This is a genomic window from Variovorax sp. W1I1, assembly GCF_030815625.1.
GTDB lineage: Bacteria > Pseudomonadota > Gammaproteobacteria > Burkholderiales > Burkholderiaceae_C > Variovorax > Variovorax paradoxus_C.
On record NZ_JAUSWZ010000001.1, the window covers coordinates 5,702,903 to 5,719,154 of the forward strand.

Below are 16,252 nucleotides of genomic sequence, written 5' to 3' on the forward strand. Positions count from 1 at the left end.
GGCTCAGAACGGCTTGACGACGACCAGGATCACGATGCCGAGCAGCAGCAGCACCGGCAGCTCGTTGAACCAGCGGTACCAGCGATCGTTGCGCCGGTTGCCCCCCGCCACAAAACGGCGCAACAGCACTGCGCAGCCATGGTGATAGCCGATAGCTACCAGCACCAGGGCCAGCTTGGCATGCATCCATCCGTTGCCCGGCCCGCGGCCGATGCCGTAGCCCAGCCAAAGCCAGAGGCCGAAGCCCAGCGCCGGAACGGCCAGGAAGGTGGTGAAGCGCAGCAGCTTGCGCGCCATGAGCAACAGGCGTTCACGCTCTGCGACCGACTCCGGGGGCACCATCGCAAGGTTCACGAAGATCCGCGGCAGATAGAAAAGCCCGGCAAACCAACTGGCGATGAAGACGATGTGGAGAGATTTGACCCAGAGCATGGCGGCAGTTTAGTGGCGCACCGCGCTGGCGCACGGGACCGTCACGTAACGCCCGGAAAGCCGCGGACAAAAAAAAGCCCGACGTCTTCACGTCGGGCTGGGAAGCCCTTTTGCTGTCACACATCAAGGCACCCGCTCAGGGAGGAAAAGCGGGGAGCGGCAAGCCGCCCGCTTCAGAATTTAACAAAGACGAAACAAGGTTTCAAGCGAATGCGCCATTTTCTTTGCAATTCATAACTAATTATTTAGAACTTTATAGCTACGAATTTCCGTAGTTGTCAGACAACTTGTCTCGCAGGCGACAACACGGCGATGGAAGGCTTCAGGCACAATTTTCGGGATTATGACGCGCCCTCACTCCCCCCTTGCCATGTTCCCCGCCGGCCGTCCAAGGCGCCTGCGCCGGGACGCCTTTACCCGCAACCTGGTGCGCGAGAACACGCTGACGGTCAACGACCTGATCTATCCGGTGTTCGTGCAGGAAGGCGAAAAGCGGCGCGATGCCGTCGCCTCCATGCCCGGCGTGGAGCGCCTGAGTCTCGACCTGCTGCTGCCGGTTGCCGAGCAATGCGTGGCGGCGGGCATCCCGGTAATGGCGCTGTTCCCGGTGATCGACGCGAGCCTCAAGACCCCGGCCGGCGACGAAGCATTCAACCCCGACGGACTGATTCCCCGCGTGGTCGCCGCCCTCAAGTCGCGCTTCCCCGAACTCGGCGTAATGACCGACGTGGCCCTGGACCCCTACACCAGCCACGGGCAGGACGGCCTCCTCGATGACAACGGCTACATCGTCAACGACGCAACCGTCGAAGTGCTGGTGAAGCAGGCACTCACACAATCGCAAGCTGGCGTGGACATTGTGGCGCCCAGCGACATGATGGACGGCCGCATCGGCGCCATCCGCACCGCTTTGGAAGCCCGCGGCGACATTCACACGCGCATCATGGCCTACAGCGCCAAGTACGCCAGCGCCTTCTACGGCCCCTTCCGCGATGCCGTCGGCTCGGCCGCGACGCTCGGCAAGAGCAATAAAAAGGTCTATCAGATGGACCCGGGCAACAGCGACGAAGCGCTGCGCGAGGTGGCTCTGGACATCGCCGAAGGTGCCGACATGGTGATGGTCAAACCCGGAATGCCCTACCTGGACATCGTTCGCCGCGTGAAGGACGAATTCCACGTGCCGACCTTCGCCTACCAGGTGAGCGGCGAGTACGCGATGCTCAAGGCCGCCGCCCAGAACGGCTGGCTCGACCACGATGCCGTGGTGCTCGAAAGCCTGCTGGCCTTCAAGCGGGCCGGTGCCGATGGCGTGCTCACGTACTTTGCCCTTGACGCTGCGCGTCTGCTACAAAGTTAATAGCTGCCTGAGCCCATTGAATATGGGCGACCAAGGCAGATAGACAAGAAAACCAAGGCAGGGCGATGCGTATCTTCGAAATCAACCGCTCGCAGGTCAGCGAGCACCCGGCGCTTACGCCGCTGGCCGTGCCGGGTGCGTGCGCCGCCAGCGGGTATCTCTGGATTTCGCTCACGCGCGAGGAATTTCGCGCCTCGCTCGCCGAGGTGCAGCAGATCCTCCAGACGCTCTGCCAGACCCAGCTGGTGGACTTGCACGTGGCCGACCTGCTCAACGACCAGTTGCCCTCGCACTACGACTACACCTCGCAGTACGACGTGCTGGTGTTCCGGCGCCTCGCGACCAGCCAGGGGCAGGCCGCGCTGGGCAACGGCAAGGGAAATGGCAATGAAGCGCCGCCCATTCCCGCCGCCACCACCGCGGCGCCCAAATCCCGGGGCGGCCCACCCGTGTTGCGCCGCGTCGATACCCGTCCGGTCGGCTTCGCGGTGTTCGATCGGGTGCTGCTTTCGGTGCATCCCGAGGACGGCGCGGTACGCGATGCCTTCGCCGCGCGGCTGCTTGCGGCCGGGTCGTCCGACGACCGCGGCGCCCCAGCGCTGGACGTGCGCGCGACCTCCACGCGCGCGCCCACGGGGCCTTCGGACCTGATGCTGCGCGTCATCAACCAGATCGTCGACGGCTACCTGGACCTGCGGCGCGAACTCACCAAGCAGCTCGACCATTGGCAGACCGAGCTGATCGATCCGCGCAGCCGCTTCACGAACTGGGGGGCGCTGATGGAGGCGCGGCAGTCGCTGCACCACCTGGACGAGATCTGCGAAGACCAGCGCGCCGCCATGCAGGACTGGATCGACACGCTCGAAACCCTGCCGCCGCCCAAGGGCGACGCGGAGCAGCGCGAGCGGGAGCTCATCATGATCAGGAGCCGCGACGTGCTGGAGCACATCGAGCGGGTGGTGCACCACGTGCACCGGCTCGAGCAGAACGCCGAGACGGCCGTGCAGATGCACTTCAGCGTCCAGGGCCACCGCGCCAACGACATCATGCGGGTGCTCACGGTGCTGACCGCCATCTTCCTGCCGCTGAACCTGATCGCGGGGATCTTCGGCATGAACTTCGAGTTCATTCCGCTGGTGCACAAGGCCGACGGCTTCTGGATCGCGATGACCGCCATGCTGGTCATCGCGGTGCTGCTGGTGCTGGTGTTCTGGCGCAAGCGCTACCTCGCGCGAACGCGCTGACAACCAACTGCCCGCCCAACGAAAAAAGCCACGCTCTCGCGTGGCTTCTTGCCGAACTGCCCCGAGAGGCGGATTCTTTATTACTTGGCGGTAGCGCCCGTGCCTTGCTGGGCTTGAACGCGTGCGTCCATCGGGTTGACCATGGTCGAGACGACCTTGCTGTTGACGCGCGAACCCGAGGTCACGTTCTGGTCGGGAGCGTAGGAGGTGCGAACAGCTTCGGCTTCGACGATGGCGCGGTCCTTCGACACGGCGACCGTTTCCGGGCCGCGCGAACCGCGGGTCACGTTCTGGTTCGGAGCCGCTGCGGCGCGCACGGCTTCAGCGTTGACTTCGTCGCGGCTCTTGGTCGAGACGGCGGTGTTCACGCCTTGGTAGGTTTCGGCTTGGGCGCCAGTAGCGGCCAGGAGGGTCAGAGCAGCGGCGGCGAGGATGTGCGAGGTCTTCATGTCAATTCCTTGTGTTCGTCGGATGGTTTGTCCACCAGGCTTGCTCGGTCGCTTGCCTGTGCGGCGAGTGTCAGACGAAATTCCCTAGATAAAACGCTCGGATCAGAGACACGGTGTTTCCTCTATTGAAACAATGTGGACACATAGGCATGCAAACGAGAAAGGCCGGGGTCGCACACGCGGCCCCGGCCTTTTTAGAAATCTGAATTCTTCGGTCTAGCGGCCCGGACGCGCGTCTTGCCGCCCTTGGAACTGCGGCGGCACTTCGCTGTTTGCGAAGGCGCGCCGGTCCAGGTTCTGGTTCGGCGCGTGGGCCGCGGCAACGGCTTCCGCACGGACCGAGGCGCGATCGAGCTGGCTCGGGGGCGTGGTCAGCGGCGAGGCCACGACGTCGCCGTAGACATTGCCGCCCCGCGCAGCCGCTGCCCCTTCGGCTTCCAACTGGGCTCGGCTCCCGACGATCTTCAGCGGCTGCACCGGCTCGAAACCCTGTGCGTGTGCGCCGACGGCGGTCAGGATCGACAGGACGGCAACGGCGATGATGTTCGGGGTGTTCATGGTTCGGCTCCTTCGGCGCTTGGTGCGAGTGTGGCGCAGGTCGCCTAAGAAAAACGCCGGAGAATCGAACCACCGCGTTCCTCGAACGGAAACAATGGGCTCTTAGACATGGACAGTCTCGATCTGATCAGAACCTTTCGCGAAGTCGCCTCCCACGGCAGCTTCTCGCAGGCGGCCAAGAAGCTCGACATGTCGAAAGCCACCGTCAGCAAATACGTGGCCGAGCTCGAAACGCGCTTCGGCGTGCGGCTCCTTAACCGTTCCACCCGCTCCGTGAGCCTCACCGATGCCGGTCAGCTGCTGCTCGATCGCAGCACCCCGGTGCTCGAAATGGTGGAGCTCACCCAGGCTGAGCTGCAGGACCGCGCCAGCCAACCCGCCGGGCGCCTCCGGATTTCGGCCCCGCACGGCATGGGCAACGGCGAGTTTCCCAACCTGCTGGCCGACTTCATGCGCTATTACCCCGACGTGAGCATCAGCCTGCAGCTGACCAATCGCACGGTCGACCTCGCGGAGGAAGGCATTGATGTCGACATCCGCAGCGGCCCCGTCGAAGACGCCAATCTCATCGTGCGCAAGCTGCGCCTCATGCAGATGGTGGTCTGCGCCTCGCCGGTCTACTGGAAGAAGCACGGCAAGCCCGAGCATCCGCGCGAGCTGGCCGGCCACGACGCCCTGACCCACTCCCTGCTGGGTGCGCAGCCGGTGTGGCGCTTCGACGATGGCGGGGAGCCGCTGGACGTGCACGTCAAGAGCCGCATGGACTGCACCGAGGGCGCACCGCTGATCCGGGTCGCAATGCGCGGCTTCGGCGTGATCTACCTGCCCTCGATCCTCGTGCAATCGCACATCGAGCACGGCGAGCTCGTGCCGGTGCTGCAGGACTACACGCGCAAGGACATGTGGCTGTCGGCCGCCTATCTCCAGCGGCGCCACAACAGTGCCGCCCTGCGCGCGCTGCTCGACTTTCTTCAGACCCGCGTAGGCGACGCGCCGGGCCTCAAGAAGTAATAAAAAAGCCCGGCACAGACCGGGCTTTTTTCTTGCGCCGACCCGCAGGTCAGCCGACGTGCTTCGCGAAGAACGCCAGCGTGCGTTCGCGCGCCAGCTTGGCGGCATCCGCGTCGTACGAGCCGCGCTGGTCGCAATTGAAACCGTGGCCGACCGGATAGACATGCACTTCCACCTCGGGATGCGCCTTCTTGAAGCTCTCGACGGTGTCCAGCGGAATCCAGTGGTCCTGGTTGCCGAAGTGCGCCAGCACCGGCACCTTGGGCTGGCGGGCGGCTTCTTCGGGCATGGTCATACCGCCGCCGTAGTACGGCGCCGCCGCCGCCAGGCCCGGCAGCAGGCTGGCCGCGCGCCAGGTCAGCAAACCGCCCCAGCAGTAGCCCACGATGCCGACCTTGCCGGCCTTCGATGCGTAGGCGATGGCTGCCTCGACATCCTGCAGCACGCCGGGCGCGGGCAGCGCCTCGACCGCCGCCTTCAGGGCGGAGCCCTCCTTCATGTCCTCGTCGCTGTAGCCCAGCTCGACGCCGGGCTTCACGCGCTGGAAGGTCGCCGGCGCCACAGCGAGATACCCCTCGGCCGCATAGCCGTCGGCCACCGAGCGGATGTGCGAGTTCACCCCGAAGATTTCCTGCACCACGACCACCGCGCCGCGCGGCTTGCCCGCGGGTTCAGCCACGTAGGCGGGAAAGCTGAAGCCGTCCTTGGCTGTGAGATCGATGAATTGACCCATGTTTGTCATGCTCCTGATGGCAATTGAATGAAGAAGAAAAAAAAGAGGGACGCTGTTGTCGCCGTCACTGGCGCAGCGCCCGCTCGACGAAATCGAGCCGGTCCTGCCCCCAGAAAATCTCGCCATCGATCACATAGCTCGGCGCGCCGAACACCTGGATGTCGATGGCCTCCTGCGTGTAGGCCTCGTAGCGCTCCTGCACCGCCTGGCTTTGCGATTGCTCCGAGCGCTTGGCGGGCAGGCCGCATTCGACGACCAGCGCTTCGAGCACGTTCGGGTCGCCGATGTTCCGCTCCTGCACCCACACCGCAGCGAACACCGCCGCGCAGACGCGCATCGCAGCCTCGGTGCCGTCGTGGATATCGACCGCGATGATGATCCGCGCCGCATCGTCGCCGGCCACCGGGAAAAACTTGGGCTTGGTGTTCATCGGCAGGCCAAGGTGCTGCGAGAACCGCGCCATCTCCACCAGCCGGTAGGCCTGCCGCTGCGGCGCCCGCTTGCCCAGAGGCAGCCCGCCGGACACCGGGAACACGCTCCCCATGTCGATGGGCCGCACCCGTACCGTGGCGCCCGCGGCGGCGGCAATCTCCGCGAACCGGGTATGACCCAGATAAGTCCACGGGCTCTGGGGCGCAAAGTAGTAGTCAACCGTTTTCGTGCTCATACGCCAGCCCTCGAATGATGTAATCCAAGCCGACGGTTTTAACTGACACGCAGTTTCTCTGCAGGAGGTAGGTTTTGAATCCAGTGCTACTCATCACCGGCGGCGGACGCGGCATCGGCGCCGCCACCGCCCTGCTCGCCGCACGGCGCGGCTACGCGGTGGCCGTCAACTACGCCAGCAACTCGCTGGCGGCCGACGAGGTGGTGCGCACCATCCGCGAGGGCGGCGGCACCGCCATCGCCGTGCAGGCCGATGTGGGTGACGAGGGCCAGGTGATCGCGATGTTCGAGAAGGTCGACGCCAAGCTCGGCCGCCTCACCGCATTGGTCAACAACGCCGGCGTGGTGGACATGCAGGCGCGTGTCGACGAGATGAGCGTGGCGCGGCTGGAACGCATGTTCCGCATCAACGTGATTGGCAGCTTTGTATGCGCGCGCGAAGCCGTTCGCCGCATGAGTACGAAGCACGGTGGCACGGGCGGCGCCATCGTCAACATCTCCAGCGGCGCCGCGCGCCTGGGGTCGCCGGGCCAGTACGTCGACTACGCAGCCAGCAAGGCCGCCATCGACACCCTCACCATCGGGCTGGCCAAGGAAGTGGGCGACGAGGGCATCCGCGTCAACGCGGTGCGCCCTGGGCTCATCGACACCGAGATCCACGCCTCAGGCGGCATGCCCGACCGCGCCGCCGAGCTCGCGCCCACCGTGCCGATGAAGCGCACCGGCAGCCCCGAGGAAATCGCCGGCGCCATCCTGTGGCTGCTGTCCGACGAGGCGAGCTACACCACCATGGCCCTGCTCGACGTGACCGGCGGAAGGTAGCCCTCATGAGCACCTCGATGGATCTCATCAAGCCGCTGGTCACGCTGGTGGCGATCGTCAACCCACTGGCCATCGTGCCCTTCTTCATCCACTACACGCAGGGCTACAGCGACGCGCAGCGCCGGCACACGGTGCGCATGTCGGCGTTCAGTGCGTTCGTGGTCATCGCGGTGAGCGCGTTGCTGGGGTTGCAATTGCTGTCGTTCTTCGGCATCTCGATCGCGAGCTTCCAGGTCGGCGGCGGCCTGCTGCTGCTGATGAGTTCGCTCTCGATGCTGAACGCCAAGCCGGCAGAGAGCAAGACCAACGTCGAGGAATTGCGCGCCACCGAGGTGAAGGCCTCGATGGGCGCCTCCATCGCGGTGGTGCCGCTCACGATTCCGTTGCTGACCGGCCCGGCGACCATTTCCACCGTGGTGATTTACGCCGACAAGGCGCAGCACCTGTGGGAGCTCGCGGTGCTCGTCGGCTACGGCGTGGTGGTCGCGCTGGCAACTGCGCTGGCCTTCTCGCTCGCGCAGCCGATCGCGCGCGTGCTCGGCAAGACGGGCATCAACATCATGACGCGGCTGATGGGCCTGATCCTCGCGGCGCTGGCCGTCGAGGTGATGGCTGACGGGCTCGGCAAGCTGTTCCCGATCCTGTCGAAAGTCGCCTGACCGCGGAGGCTCAGGCCAGCATCTTCTCGATGACCTTCCAGTGCGCCGGCTCCACCGGCGTGATCGACAGCCGGTTGCCCTTGCGCAGGATGATCAGGTCAGCCAATTCGGGTTTCGCGCGCAATTCGGGCAAGGCCAGCAGCCGGGTCTTGCGCACCGCCTGCACATCCACCAGCAGCCAGCGCGGGTCTTCCTTCTTCGCGCCCGCGTCGTAGTAGGGCGACTTCGCATCGAACTGCGTTGGATCGGGCTTGATGCCCGAGGCCACGCGCGCGATGCCGGCGATGCCCGGCTCGGGGCAGCTCGAGTGATAGAACAGCACGCCGTCGCCGACCTTCATGCCGTCGCGCATGAAGTTGCGCGCCTGGTAGTTGCGCACACCCGTCCACGCGACGGTGGCATCGGGCGCGGCGAGCGCGTCGTCGATAGAGACTTCGTCGGGCTCGGATTTCATCAACCAGTACTGGGGCATGGCGTCTCGCGAAAGTTGGTTTTCGCGAAATATAGCCGCCCGCCCCGATGCTGCGCGAGGGCCTACGGCGTCACGTAGTCAGAGACCACGACCCACTTGCCATCCTTGATCTGCGACAGCCGCGACTGCTCGTTGCCCAGGCGCTTGGTGGCGGTGTAACTGCTCTTCGGGCTGCCGAACATGTCGGGCTCGAAAGTGATGCTGTCCATCGCCTTGATGAAGCTGTCGGTCGTGAGGTTCGGGCCCGCCTTGGTCGCCGCCTTAATGAACGAATCGATGATCACGTAGCCGTACACCGAGAACACCGTCGGGTCTTCGTTGAACTTGGTCTTGTACTTGTTGGCCCAGAAGCGCAGCGGCTGCGATTGCTCGTCGGTGTAGGGGTTCTGCACCGTCATCGTGGCGTAGACGCCGTCCATCGCCTTGCCACCCAGCTTGTGAATGAGGTCGGTATACGCCGCGCTCGAACCGAGGAAGGTCGGGTTGAAACCTGTCTTGCGCGACTCCCCCACCGTGCCGATGGTCTCGCGAATGATCGTGCCCAGCACCACGAGGTCGCAGTTCGCCGCCTTCATCTTCGCGACCTGCGAGCTGAAGTCGGTGGCGCCGCGCTTGAACGAGGTCTTCTCGGCGAGTTCCATGCCCGCGGCCTTCAGCCCCGCCTCCGCGCCCCGCTGCACCTCGAGCCCGAACTCGTCGTCCTGGTAGATCGTGCAGACCTTCTTGGCGCCCTTGTCCTTGATCATCTTGGGCAGTGCCAAGCGGATCTGGTCGTAGTAGGTGGCCGCGAACGAGTACTTCAGCCGGTTCAGCGGCTCGTACATTTCTCGCGCCGCGGTGATCGGCATGTAGTTGACGATGTTCTTGTCGAACTGCACCGGCATCGCCGCCATGTTCTGCGCCGTGCCGATGTGGCCGGCCATGATGAATATCTTTTCCTGGTTCACCAGCTTCTGCGCGGCCAGCACCGCCTTCTTCGGGTCATAGCCCGAGTCCTCGACAAAGAGCTTGAGCTTGCGGCCGTTGACGTTGCCCTGCTCGTTGAGTTCGTCCACGCGCAGCTGCATGCCGTTGCGCGCCTGCTTGCCGAAGCCCGCGAGCGGACCCGACAGGTCCTGGATCGTGCCGATCCGGATCTCGTCCTTGCTCACGCCCTGTTGCTGCTGCGCGGACGCGAGCGTCGCGATAAGGCCCAGCACGGCCAACATCGTCACTGTCTTGAGCTTCATGCGGTTGTCTCCTCGGGTTGACACAAAAAACGTTCGCAGATCAGCGGTACATCGCCTCGATGCGGTCTGCGTACTTCGTCTGCACCAGCTTGCGCTTGAGCTTCATCGTCGGCGTGAGCTCTTCGTCCTCGGCGCTCAGCTGCGTCTCGAGCAGGAAGAACTTCTTGATCTGCTCCACGCGCGCGAACTTCGCGTTGACGCGGTCGACCTCGCCCTGGATCAGGTCCAGCACCTCCTGCGCGCGCGTCAGGCTTTCGTAGTTGCTGAACGGCACGTCGTTGTCCTGCGCAAACTTCTCGACGTTCTCCTGATCGATCATCACGATCACCGTCAGGTAGGGTTTCTTGTCGCCGATCACCACCGCGTCGGTGACATAGGGGCTGAACTTGAGTTCGTTCTCCAGCTCGCTCGGCGTGATGTTCTTTCCACCTGCCGTGATGATGATGTCCTTCATGCGGTCGGTGATGCGGAAATACCCTTTCGCGTCGACCAGCCCCACATCGCCCGTGTGCAGCCAGCCGTCGGCATCGATCGTCTCGGCCGTCTTCTCCGGCAGGTTGAGGTAACCCATGAAGACATTGGGGCCGCGCACCAGGATCTCGCCGGTTTCGGGATCGAGCCGCACCTCGTTGTAGCTGGTGGCCGGGCCGATCGAGCCCGGCGCGATGCGCGACGGCGGCACGCCGGTGGAGGCGCCGCACGACTCGGTCATGCCCCACACCTCCAGCATCGGCACGCCGAGCGCGAGATACCAGCGCACGAGGTCGGGAGAAATCGGCGCCGCGCCGGTCACGAGGAACCGCGCGCGATGGATGCCGATGAGCTTGCGCACGTTGTTGAGCGCAAGCCAGCGCGCGACGCGGAACTTGAAGCGCAGCCCCGCGCCGATCGGCTTGCCCTGCAGCACGCGGTCGGCGATCTGCTGACCCACGCCGATGCTCCAGCCGTAGGCGGCCTGCTGTACGCGGCTCGCTTCCTTCAGCGCGATCATCACGCCCGAATAGAACTTCTCCCACACGCGCGGCACGGCCGTGAACACCGTGGGCGAAATCTCGCGCACGTTCTCGGGCACCGTCTCGGGGTTTTCAACGAAGTTGAGGATGGAGCCGGTGTACATCGCGAAGTACTCGCCGCCCATGCGCTCGGCGATGTGGCACAGCGGCAGGAAGCACATGCGCTCGTCCGTCTCGCCCTGCGCGAGCAGCGTGTTGTAGCCGCGCATGGTGTAGACCAGCCCGCGGTGGCTGTGCATCGCGCCCTTGGGCTTGCCGGTGGTGCCGGAGGTGTAGACGAGGATCGCGAGGTCTTCCGCGCGGCAGGCGGCGATGCGCTGTTCCAACGCTTGCGGGTTCGCCTTCAGGTGCTCGCGGCCAAGGGCGCGCAGCGCATCGAGGCTGATGACGCCTGGGTCGTCGAGGTCGCGCAGGCCTTCCATGTCGAGCACGATGATCTTGCGAAGCAGCGGCAACTGCGCGCGCACTTCGAGCGCCTTGTCCAGCTGCTCATCGTCTTCCACGAAGAGCACGGTGGTGCGCGAGTCTTCGCAGAGATAGTGAACTTGCGAAGCCGCATCGGTCGGGTAGATGCCGTTCGACACGCCGCCGCAACTGAGCACGGCCACATCGCACAACACCCACTCGATGACGGTGTTGGAGAGGATCGACGCGCACTCGCCATGCCCGAACCCCAGCGCCAGCAGGCCTCCCGCGATCTCGCGCACGGCATCTGCGGTCTGGCGCCAGGTCCAGGTGCGCCAGATGCCGAACTCCTTCTGACGCATCCAGACCTTGTCGGCACGAAGTTCCACCGCCTTCCAGAACACGGCCGGAACGGTGTCGCCAGGCACGACGACATCGAGCCGGGGCTGAAGATGCGCCAGGTCCCAGAGACCGGCAGGAGCGCGCAACGCGAGGGTGCTCATGTCATCTCCAGTTCTTCTTCTTTTTCCAGCGCCGCTCGCCGCGCACGCCGTCGTCCTTCACGCCGAGGTAGAACTCCTTGATGTCTTCCTTCTCGCGCAGCCGGTCGCAGGAGTCCTCCATGACGATGCGGCCGTTCTCCAGCACGTAGCCGTGGTCGGCGGCATTGAGTGCCATGTTGGCGTTCTGCTCGACCAGCAGGATCGTGGTGCCGCGCTCGCGGTTGATGCGCACGACGATCTCGAAGATCTCTTTCGTGAGCTTCGGACTCAGCCCGAGGCTGGGTTCATCGAGCAGGATGAGATGCGGCGCGGCCATGATGGCGCGCGAGATCGCGAGCATCTGCTGCTGACCACCGGAGAGCAGACCGGCATCCTGCGTGGCACGCTCTCGCAGGATGGGAAAGTAGGTGTAGACCGTCTCCATGTCCCGCGCCACGCCGTCCCGATCCTTGCGGGTGTAGGCGCCCATCAGCAGGTTGTCTTTTACCGATAGCAGCGGGAACACCTCGCGGCCCTCGGGCACGTGACTCAGGCCCTGCTGCACGATGAAGGCGGGGTCCTTGGCGGTGATGTCCTTGCCCTGGAATTCGATGCTGCCTTTTCTCGGGTCGATGATCCCGGAGATGGTCTTGAGGATTGTTGTCTTGCCAGCGCCGTTCGAGCCGAGCACCGTGGCGATTTCGCCCTGCTTGACCTTCAGGCTCACGCCGCGAATGGCCTTGATCGGGCCGTAGGCGCTTTCGACGTTGAGCAGTTGCAGAACGACGTCGCTCATGCGTGTGCTCCTGAGGTCGGGCGATCACTACACCCCGGAGCCCGGTGTGCGGTGCGGGGCGGGCGCCCCCTCTGCGCCGCCGAGGAGCACAGCGTTTCGCGGATCAGGGCTCGCAGCTGTTTGAGCGAAGCGAGTTCTGCGAGACCCCGCGAAATGCGAGCACCGCAGGGGAGCCGCGAAGCGGCCGGCGCAGTGGGGGCGACCGCCCCGCACCGCATACCGGGCGCCTCTCCAAAGGTAGCGAACAAGACATTCACGCCGCCACCCTCCTCAAGCTGCTCACGTCATCCACGGTTCCGAGGTAAGCCTCGATCACACGCTCATCCGCTTGCACCTCGCGCGGCGTCCCGGTGGCCAGCACCTCGCCCTGGTTCATCGCGAGCACGCGGTCGGACACCTTCGAGACGAGCGACATGTCGTGCTCCACCATCAACACCGACACACCCAGCTCATGCTGGATGTCCTGAATCCAGAACGCCATGTCGGCCGTCTCTTCGACATTGAGTCCGGACGATGGCTCGTCGAGCAGCAGCAGCTTGGGCTCAGTGCACAGCGCACGCGCCAGTTCCACCACCTTGCGAACGCCGTAGGGCAGGCCGGCCACCATCGAATCGCGGTGATGCTGCAGGTCGAGCAGCTCGATGACCTGCTCCGCCTTCTCGCGCGCCGCGATCTCGGCGCGCCGCGTGGCGGACGTGAAGAACACCTCGCTCCAGAAACCCGTCTGCCGGTGCGTGTGACGACCGATCAGCAGGTTGTGCAGCACGGTCGCATGCTCGAAGAGCTCGATGTTCTGGAAAGTGCGTGCGATGCCGAGCGCGGCAATCGAATGCGGCGCCTGCTGCGTCAACGCGAGCGGTCCGACCGGCTCGCCATGCCACGTGATCTCGCCCGTGGTCGGCGTGTAGATGCGGCTGATGAGGTTGAACACCGTCGTCTTGCCCGCACCGTTCGGTCCGATCAGCGTGAACACCTCGCCGCGCCGCACGTCGAAGCTCACCTTGTTGACCGCGAGCACGCCGCCGAAGCGCACGCTCAGGTCCTTCGCCGAAAGGAGGATGTCGCCGTTGCTCGTCGTCATCTCAGCCGGTCCGATTTGGTGAACGACTTCTGCCGCTTGAACAGGCCCTTGCGGTAGAACGGGAAGAGTTGCAGGTACGTCCTGATCTTGAGCCAGCGGCCATAGAGCCCGAGCGGCTCGAACAGCACGAACGCGATCAGCACCACGCCGTACACCAGCCCTTGCAAGCCTGGCGCCTGGCCGATCACTGCGGGCAGCCAGTCCTTGCCCATCGAGATCAGCTGCGGCATTGCGATGAGGAAGATCGCGCCGAGGAACGCGCCGTGCACCGAGCCCAGGCCGCCGATCACCACCATCAGCAGCAGGTCGATCGACTGCAGGATGCTGAACTGGTCCGGCGAAATGAAGCTCAGCTTGTGCGCATACAGCGCACCGCCCAGCCCCGCGAGCGCGGCCGAGATCGCGAACGACATCGTCTTGTAGCGCGCGAGGTGGATGCCCATGCTCTGCGCCGAGATTTCGGAATCGCGAATGGCCACGAAGGCGCGGCCCGTCGGCGAACGCAGCAGGTTCAGGATGCCCAGCGTGCTGAGCACCGCCACCACCAGGCACAAGAAATAGAAGCCATCGCCCGAACCCAGCGACCAGCCGAAGAGCTGCGGCGACTTCACATGCAGCCCCGCGTTGCCGCCGGTGACGCTCTCCCACCGCGCGAACACCTCCTCGACGATGAAGCCGAACGACAGCGTCGCGATGCCGAGATAGATGCCCTTCACGCGCAGTGCCGGCAAGGCGACGACCACGCCGACTGCGGCGGACAACGCCGCAGCGGCGATCAAGGCAATCGGAAACGGCACACCTAGATTCGTCAGCACGCCCTGCGTGTACGCGCCCGCGCCGAGGAACGCCGCGTGTCCGATGGAGAACTGGCCCGTGAAGCCCGCCAGCAGCATCAGGCCCAAGCCGACGATCCCGTAGATCAGCACGAAGGTCAGTTGCGCGAGCCAGTACTCCTCGATCACCCACGGCGCGGCGATGAGAAATGCGATGAGCAAGCCGTACCAGAACACATGCCCGCCATGGCGCGCGAGGCGGATGTCCTGGTCGTAGCTGGTCTTGAAGATGTAGCGCATGAACGTTCAGACTTTCTTGCGCAGCTTCTCGCCGAAGAGACCATTGGGCTTGATCATGAGCATCAGCAGCACCACGATGTACGGCGCCGTGTCCTTGAAGCCATCAGGCAGATAGAACCCCGCGAACGATTCGACGATGCCGATCACCAGCCCGCCGACGATCGCGCCCGGCAGGCTGCCGAAGCCGCCCACCACCGCCGCAGGAAAACCCTTCAGCCCGATGAAGCCCATGTTCGCGTGCACGAAGGTGATGGGCGCGAGCAGCATGCCCGCGATGGCCGCGACCGCAGCCGCCAGCCCCCACACCAGCCCGTTGAGCCGCTTCACAGGAATGCCCATGTAGTAGGCCGCGAGCTGGTTCTGCGACGAGGCCTGCATCGCGATGCCCAGCTTGCTGTAGCGGAACATCGCGAACAGCAGCGCGCACAGGATGGCCGTGGCGACGATGATCGCGAGCTGTTCGAGGTTGACCACCAGTTCGCCCAGCTTCCAGATCTGGTCCTTGTAGGGCACGGGCAGCGTGTGGGTCTCGGTGCCGATGCCTGGCACCATGGTGATGAGGCCGCGCGCCACGTACGCGATGCCGATGGTCAGCATCACGATGGAGAACTGCGGCTGCCCGAGGATCGGCCGGATCACCGCCAGCTCCAGCAGCACGCCGAAGGCCGCCATCGCCACCACCGCGAGGATCGCCGCGAGCCAGAACGGCATGCCGAAGAGCGACATGCCCGCGAACGCGCCGAAGGCACCGAGCATCATCAGGTCGCCCTGGGCGAAGCTCACGGTCTCGGTGGCCTTGTAGATCAGCACGAACCCGAGCGCGATCAGCCCATAGATGCAACCTTGCGCAATGCCCGACAGCAGGAGTTGGAGTATCTGCATGGGGCTCCCGTGTCTCGCCTACTGCCGGAAGCCGCCGGCCGCGTCGTGCAGCGCGAGGCGGCGGGAGCCGGCCAGGATGTCGCTGGGTTTCAGGCCGTAGACCTGGCGGATCGAATGGCTGAAGTGCGTCGAGTCGGGGTAGCCGGTATCGAGCGCGATGTCGGTCAGCGTGGTGGTCTGGCGCACGTAGCGCAGCAGGCTGCGCGCGCGCTTCCAGGCGCGGAAGGCGCGGAACGCCATGCCGGTTTCCTGCTTGAAGAGATGCAGGAAGCGCGAGAACGACAAATGCACCGAGGCCGCGCAGTCTTCGGCCGAGGCGGATGCGGCCGGGTCGGCCACGAGCGCGTCGATGACCTTGCGGATGCGCGCATCGATCGCACGCGGCGCAAGCGCCTCGCCGAAGAAGAGCGCATCGAAATCGAAGCCATCGAAATCCGTGCCGCGGCCCGACGCGGCCAACAGGTGCGCATGCGCATCGCGCACGCGCTTGACGAACGCCGGCGCATCGACCGGCCCGCAGTGCTGCATGAACGCGGGCATGCGCGCAGGATCGACCGACTCCGACTCGATCAGCAGATTGAAGATGAGCGGATGCTGGCTCTCGACATGGTGCGGCACCTGCGGCGGCACCACGATGAGTTCGCCCGTCTGCCAGGCGCCGCCACCGATGCGGATGCGGATCGGCGGCACGCCCGCGGGCGGCACGCCCGCGGGCGACACGTACACGCCGTGCCCGCCCATCGTGCGTTCGGCCGCCGCACCGAGCAGGCCGGCGTAGAACACGCGCTGCGGCGTGAGCCACATGAGGCGTTCGCCTTGCCGTGCGCCGCCGTTTTCCGGGGGCGCATTACTCGCTCGCTGCATGGTGTTTGTCTCCTGCATCGGGTC

Annotated in this window: 18 protein-coding genes; 5 read left to right on the forward strand and 13 right to left on the reverse strand. The window is 65.1% G+C overall.

Annotated elements, in window-relative coordinates; genetic code table 11:
• Nucleotides 1-3: 3 nt before the first annotated feature.
• A complete protein-coding gene (locus QFZ83_RS26515; RefSeq protein WP_307511315.1) occupies nucleotides 4-432 on the reverse strand; it encodes a CopD family protein in 429 nt (142 codons plus the stop codon).
• A 370-nt stretch (nucleotides 433-802) separates the two neighbouring features.
• On the opposite strand from QFZ83_RS26515, the gene hemB reads away from it, so the two are divergent.
• Both hemB and QFZ83_RS26525 read left to right on the forward strand, forming a co-directional pair.
• Entirely contained in the window at nucleotides 803-1,789 is a 987-nt protein-coding gene (hemB, locus tag QFZ83_RS26520) for a porphobilinogen synthase (protein ID WP_307511317.1), read from the forward strand.
• A 65-nt stretch (nucleotides 1,790-1,854) separates the two neighbouring features.
• Entirely contained in the window at nucleotides 1,855-3,033 is a 1,179-nt protein-coding gene (locus tag QFZ83_RS26525) for a magnesium transporter CorA family protein (protein ID WP_307511318.1), read from the forward strand.
• Between the two features lie 80 nt (nucleotides 3,034-3,113).
• On the opposite strand, the gene QFZ83_RS26530 is transcribed toward QFZ83_RS26525, so the two are convergent.
• Entirely contained in the window at nucleotides 3,114-3,482 is a 369-nt protein-coding gene (locus QFZ83_RS26530; RefSeq protein WP_307511321.1) for a DUF4148 domain-containing protein, read from the reverse strand.
• 216 nt (nucleotides 3,483-3,698) lie between these two features.
• The gene (locus QFZ83_RS26535) at nucleotides 3,699-4,040 is read right to left on the reverse strand and encodes an alpha/beta hydrolase (protein WP_307511323.1); all 342 of its coding nucleotides are present in this window, start codon (nucleotides 4,038-4,040) and stop codon (nucleotides 3,699-3,701) included.
• 108 nt (nucleotides 4,041-4,148) lie between these two features.
• Between QFZ83_RS26535 and QFZ83_RS26540 the strand changes: the two genes are divergently transcribed.
• Nucleotides 4,149-5,051 (forward strand): LysR family transcriptional regulator, encoded by a 903-nt coding sequence (locus QFZ83_RS26540; RefSeq protein WP_307511325.1) that lies wholly within the window; start codon nucleotides 4,149-4,151, stop codon nucleotides 5,049-5,051.
• Between the two features lie 49 nt (nucleotides 5,052-5,100).
• On the opposite strand, the gene QFZ83_RS26545 is transcribed toward QFZ83_RS26540, so the two are convergent.
• Both QFZ83_RS26545 and QFZ83_RS26550 read right to left on the reverse strand, forming a co-directional pair.
• Nucleotides 5,101-5,784 (reverse strand): dienelactone hydrolase family protein, encoded by a 684-nt coding sequence (locus QFZ83_RS26545; RefSeq protein WP_307511327.1) that lies wholly within the window; start codon nucleotides 5,782-5,784, stop codon nucleotides 5,101-5,103.
• 64 nt (nucleotides 5,785-5,848) lie between these two features.
• On the reverse strand, nucleotides 5,849-6,451 hold the full coding sequence (locus QFZ83_RS26550) for a 2-hydroxychromene-2-carboxylate isomerase (protein WP_013543960.1): 603 nt from the start codon (nucleotides 6,449-6,451) through the stop codon (nucleotides 5,849-5,851).
• A 74-nt stretch (nucleotides 6,452-6,525) separates the two neighbouring features.
• Here QFZ83_RS26550 and QFZ83_RS26555 point away from each other — a divergent pair, with 74 nt between their 5' ends.
• Nucleotides 6,526-7,272, forward strand: coding sequence for an SDR family oxidoreductase (locus QFZ83_RS26555; RefSeq protein WP_307511329.1), 747 nt, complete (start codon nucleotides 6,526-6,528; stop codon nucleotides 7,270-7,272).
• A gap of 5 nt (nucleotides 7,273-7,277) precedes the next feature.
• Complete coding sequence (locus tag QFZ83_RS26560; RefSeq protein WP_080898413.1) at nucleotides 7,278-7,931, forward strand: MarC family protein; 654 nt, start codon at nucleotides 7,278-7,280, stop codon at nucleotides 7,929-7,931.
• A 10-nt stretch (nucleotides 7,932-7,941) separates the two neighbouring features.
• On the opposite strand, the gene QFZ83_RS26565 is transcribed toward QFZ83_RS26560, so the two are convergent.
• The 8 genes from QFZ83_RS26565 to QFZ83_RS26600 form a co-directional block, all read right to left on the reverse strand.
• Nucleotides 7,942-8,403 (reverse strand): EVE domain-containing protein, encoded by a 462-nt coding sequence (locus tag QFZ83_RS26565; protein WP_307511330.1) that lies wholly within the window; start codon nucleotides 8,401-8,403, stop codon nucleotides 7,942-7,944.
• 62 nt (nucleotides 8,404-8,465) lie between these two features.
• A complete protein-coding gene (locus QFZ83_RS26570) occupies nucleotides 8,466-9,632 on the reverse strand; it encodes an ABC transporter substrate-binding protein (protein ID WP_307511331.1) in 1,167 nt (388 codons plus the stop codon).
• 40 nt (nucleotides 9,633-9,672) lie between these two features.
• A complete protein-coding gene (locus QFZ83_RS26575; protein ID WP_307511332.1) occupies nucleotides 9,673-11,553 on the reverse strand; it encodes a long-chain fatty acid--CoA ligase in 1,881 nt (626 codons plus the stop codon).
• 1 nt (nucleotide 11,554) lies between these two features.
• Nucleotides 11,555-12,328 (reverse strand): ABC transporter ATP-binding protein, encoded by a 774-nt coding sequence (locus QFZ83_RS26580; protein ID WP_307511334.1) that lies wholly within the window; start codon nucleotides 12,326-12,328, stop codon nucleotides 11,555-11,557.
• A 253-nt stretch (nucleotides 12,329-12,581) separates the two neighbouring features.
• Complete coding sequence (locus tag QFZ83_RS26585; protein ID WP_307511336.1) at nucleotides 12,582-13,409, reverse strand: ABC transporter ATP-binding protein; 828 nt, start codon at nucleotides 13,407-13,409, stop codon at nucleotides 12,582-12,584.
• Entirely contained in the window at nucleotides 13,406-14,482 is a 1,077-nt protein-coding gene (locus QFZ83_RS26590) for a branched-chain amino acid ABC transporter permease (protein ID WP_013543968.1), read from the reverse strand. Before QFZ83_RS26590 ends, QFZ83_RS26585 begins: the two co-directional genes overlap by 4 nt.
• A 6-nt stretch (nucleotides 14,483-14,488) precedes the next feature.
• A complete protein-coding gene (locus QFZ83_RS26595) occupies nucleotides 14,489-15,364 on the reverse strand; it encodes a branched-chain amino acid ABC transporter permease (protein ID WP_307511338.1) in 876 nt (291 codons plus the stop codon).
• Nucleotides 15,365-15,382: 18 nt separating this feature from the next.
• Nucleotides 15,383-16,228, reverse strand: coding sequence for an AraC family transcriptional regulator (locus QFZ83_RS26600; protein ID WP_307511340.1), 846 nt, complete (start codon nucleotides 16,226-16,228; stop codon nucleotides 15,383-15,385).
• Between the last annotated feature and the right edge of the window lie 24 nt (nucleotides 16,229-16,252).

What these genes read in the sequence shown, in the direction of transcription:
- QFZ83_RS26515 (WP_307511315.1), bottom strand. Translation starts at nt 432, where the DNA reads ATGCTCTGGGTCAAATCTCTCCACATCGTCTTCATCGCCAGTTGGTTT.
- hemB (WP_307511317.1), top strand. Translation starts at nt 803, where the DNA reads ATGTTCCCCGCCGGCCGTCCAAGGCGCCTGCGCCGGGACGCCTTTACC.
- QFZ83_RS26525 (WP_307511318.1), top strand. Translation starts at nt 1,855, where the DNA reads ATGCGTATCTTCGAAATCAACCGCTCGCAGGTCAGCGAGCACCCGGCG.
- QFZ83_RS26530 (WP_307511321.1), bottom strand. Translation starts at nt 3,482, where the DNA reads ATGAAGACCTCGCACATCCTCGCCGCCGCTGCTCTGACCCTCCTGGCC.
- QFZ83_RS26535 (WP_307511323.1), bottom strand. Translation starts at nt 4,040, where the DNA reads ATGAACACCCCGAACATCATCGCCGTTGCCGTCCTGTCGATCCTGACC.
- QFZ83_RS26540 (WP_307511325.1), top strand. Translation starts at nt 4,149, where the DNA reads ATGGACAGTCTCGATCTGATCAGAACCTTTCGCGAAGTCGCCTCCCAC.
- QFZ83_RS26545 (WP_307511327.1), bottom strand. Translation starts at nt 5,784, where the DNA reads ATGGGTCAATTCATCGATCTCACAGCCAAGGACGGCTTCAGCTTTCCC.
- QFZ83_RS26550 (WP_013543960.1), bottom strand. Translation starts at nt 6,451, where the DNA reads ATGAGCACGAAAACGGTTGACTACTACTTTGCGCCCCAGAGCCCGTGG.
- QFZ83_RS26560 (WP_080898413.1), top strand. Translation starts at nt 7,278, where the DNA reads ATGAGCACCTCGATGGATCTCATCAAGCCGCTGGTCACGCTGGTGGCG.
- QFZ83_RS26565 (WP_307511330.1), bottom strand. Translation starts at nt 8,403, where the DNA reads ATGCCCCAGTACTGGTTGATGAAATCCGAGCCCGACGAAGTCTCTATC.
- QFZ83_RS26570 (WP_307511331.1), bottom strand. Translation starts at nt 9,632, where the DNA reads ATGAAGCTCAAGACAGTGACGATGTTGGCCGTGCTGGGCCTTATCGCG.
- QFZ83_RS26575 (WP_307511332.1), bottom strand. Translation starts at nt 11,553, where the DNA reads ATGAGCACCCTCGCGTTGCGCGCTCCTGCCGGTCTCTGGGACCTGGCG.
- QFZ83_RS26580 (WP_307511334.1), bottom strand. Translation starts at nt 12,328, where the DNA reads ATGAGCGACGTCGTTCTGCAACTGCTCAACGTCGAAAGCGCCTACGGC.
- QFZ83_RS26585 (WP_307511336.1), bottom strand. Translation starts at nt 13,409, where the DNA reads ATGACGACGAGCAACGGCGACATCCTCCTTTCGGCGAAGGACCTGAGC.
- QFZ83_RS26590 (WP_013543968.1), bottom strand. Translation starts at nt 14,482, where the DNA reads ATGCGCTACATCTTCAAGACCAGCTACGACCAGGACATCCGCCTCGCG.
- QFZ83_RS26595 (WP_307511338.1), bottom strand. Translation starts at nt 15,364, where the DNA reads ATGCAGATACTCCAACTCCTGCTGTCGGGCATTGCGCAAGGTTGCATC.
- QFZ83_RS26600 (WP_307511340.1), bottom strand. Translation starts at nt 16,228, where the DNA reads ATGCAGCGAGCGAGTAATGCGCCCCCGGAAAACGGCGGCGCACGGCAA.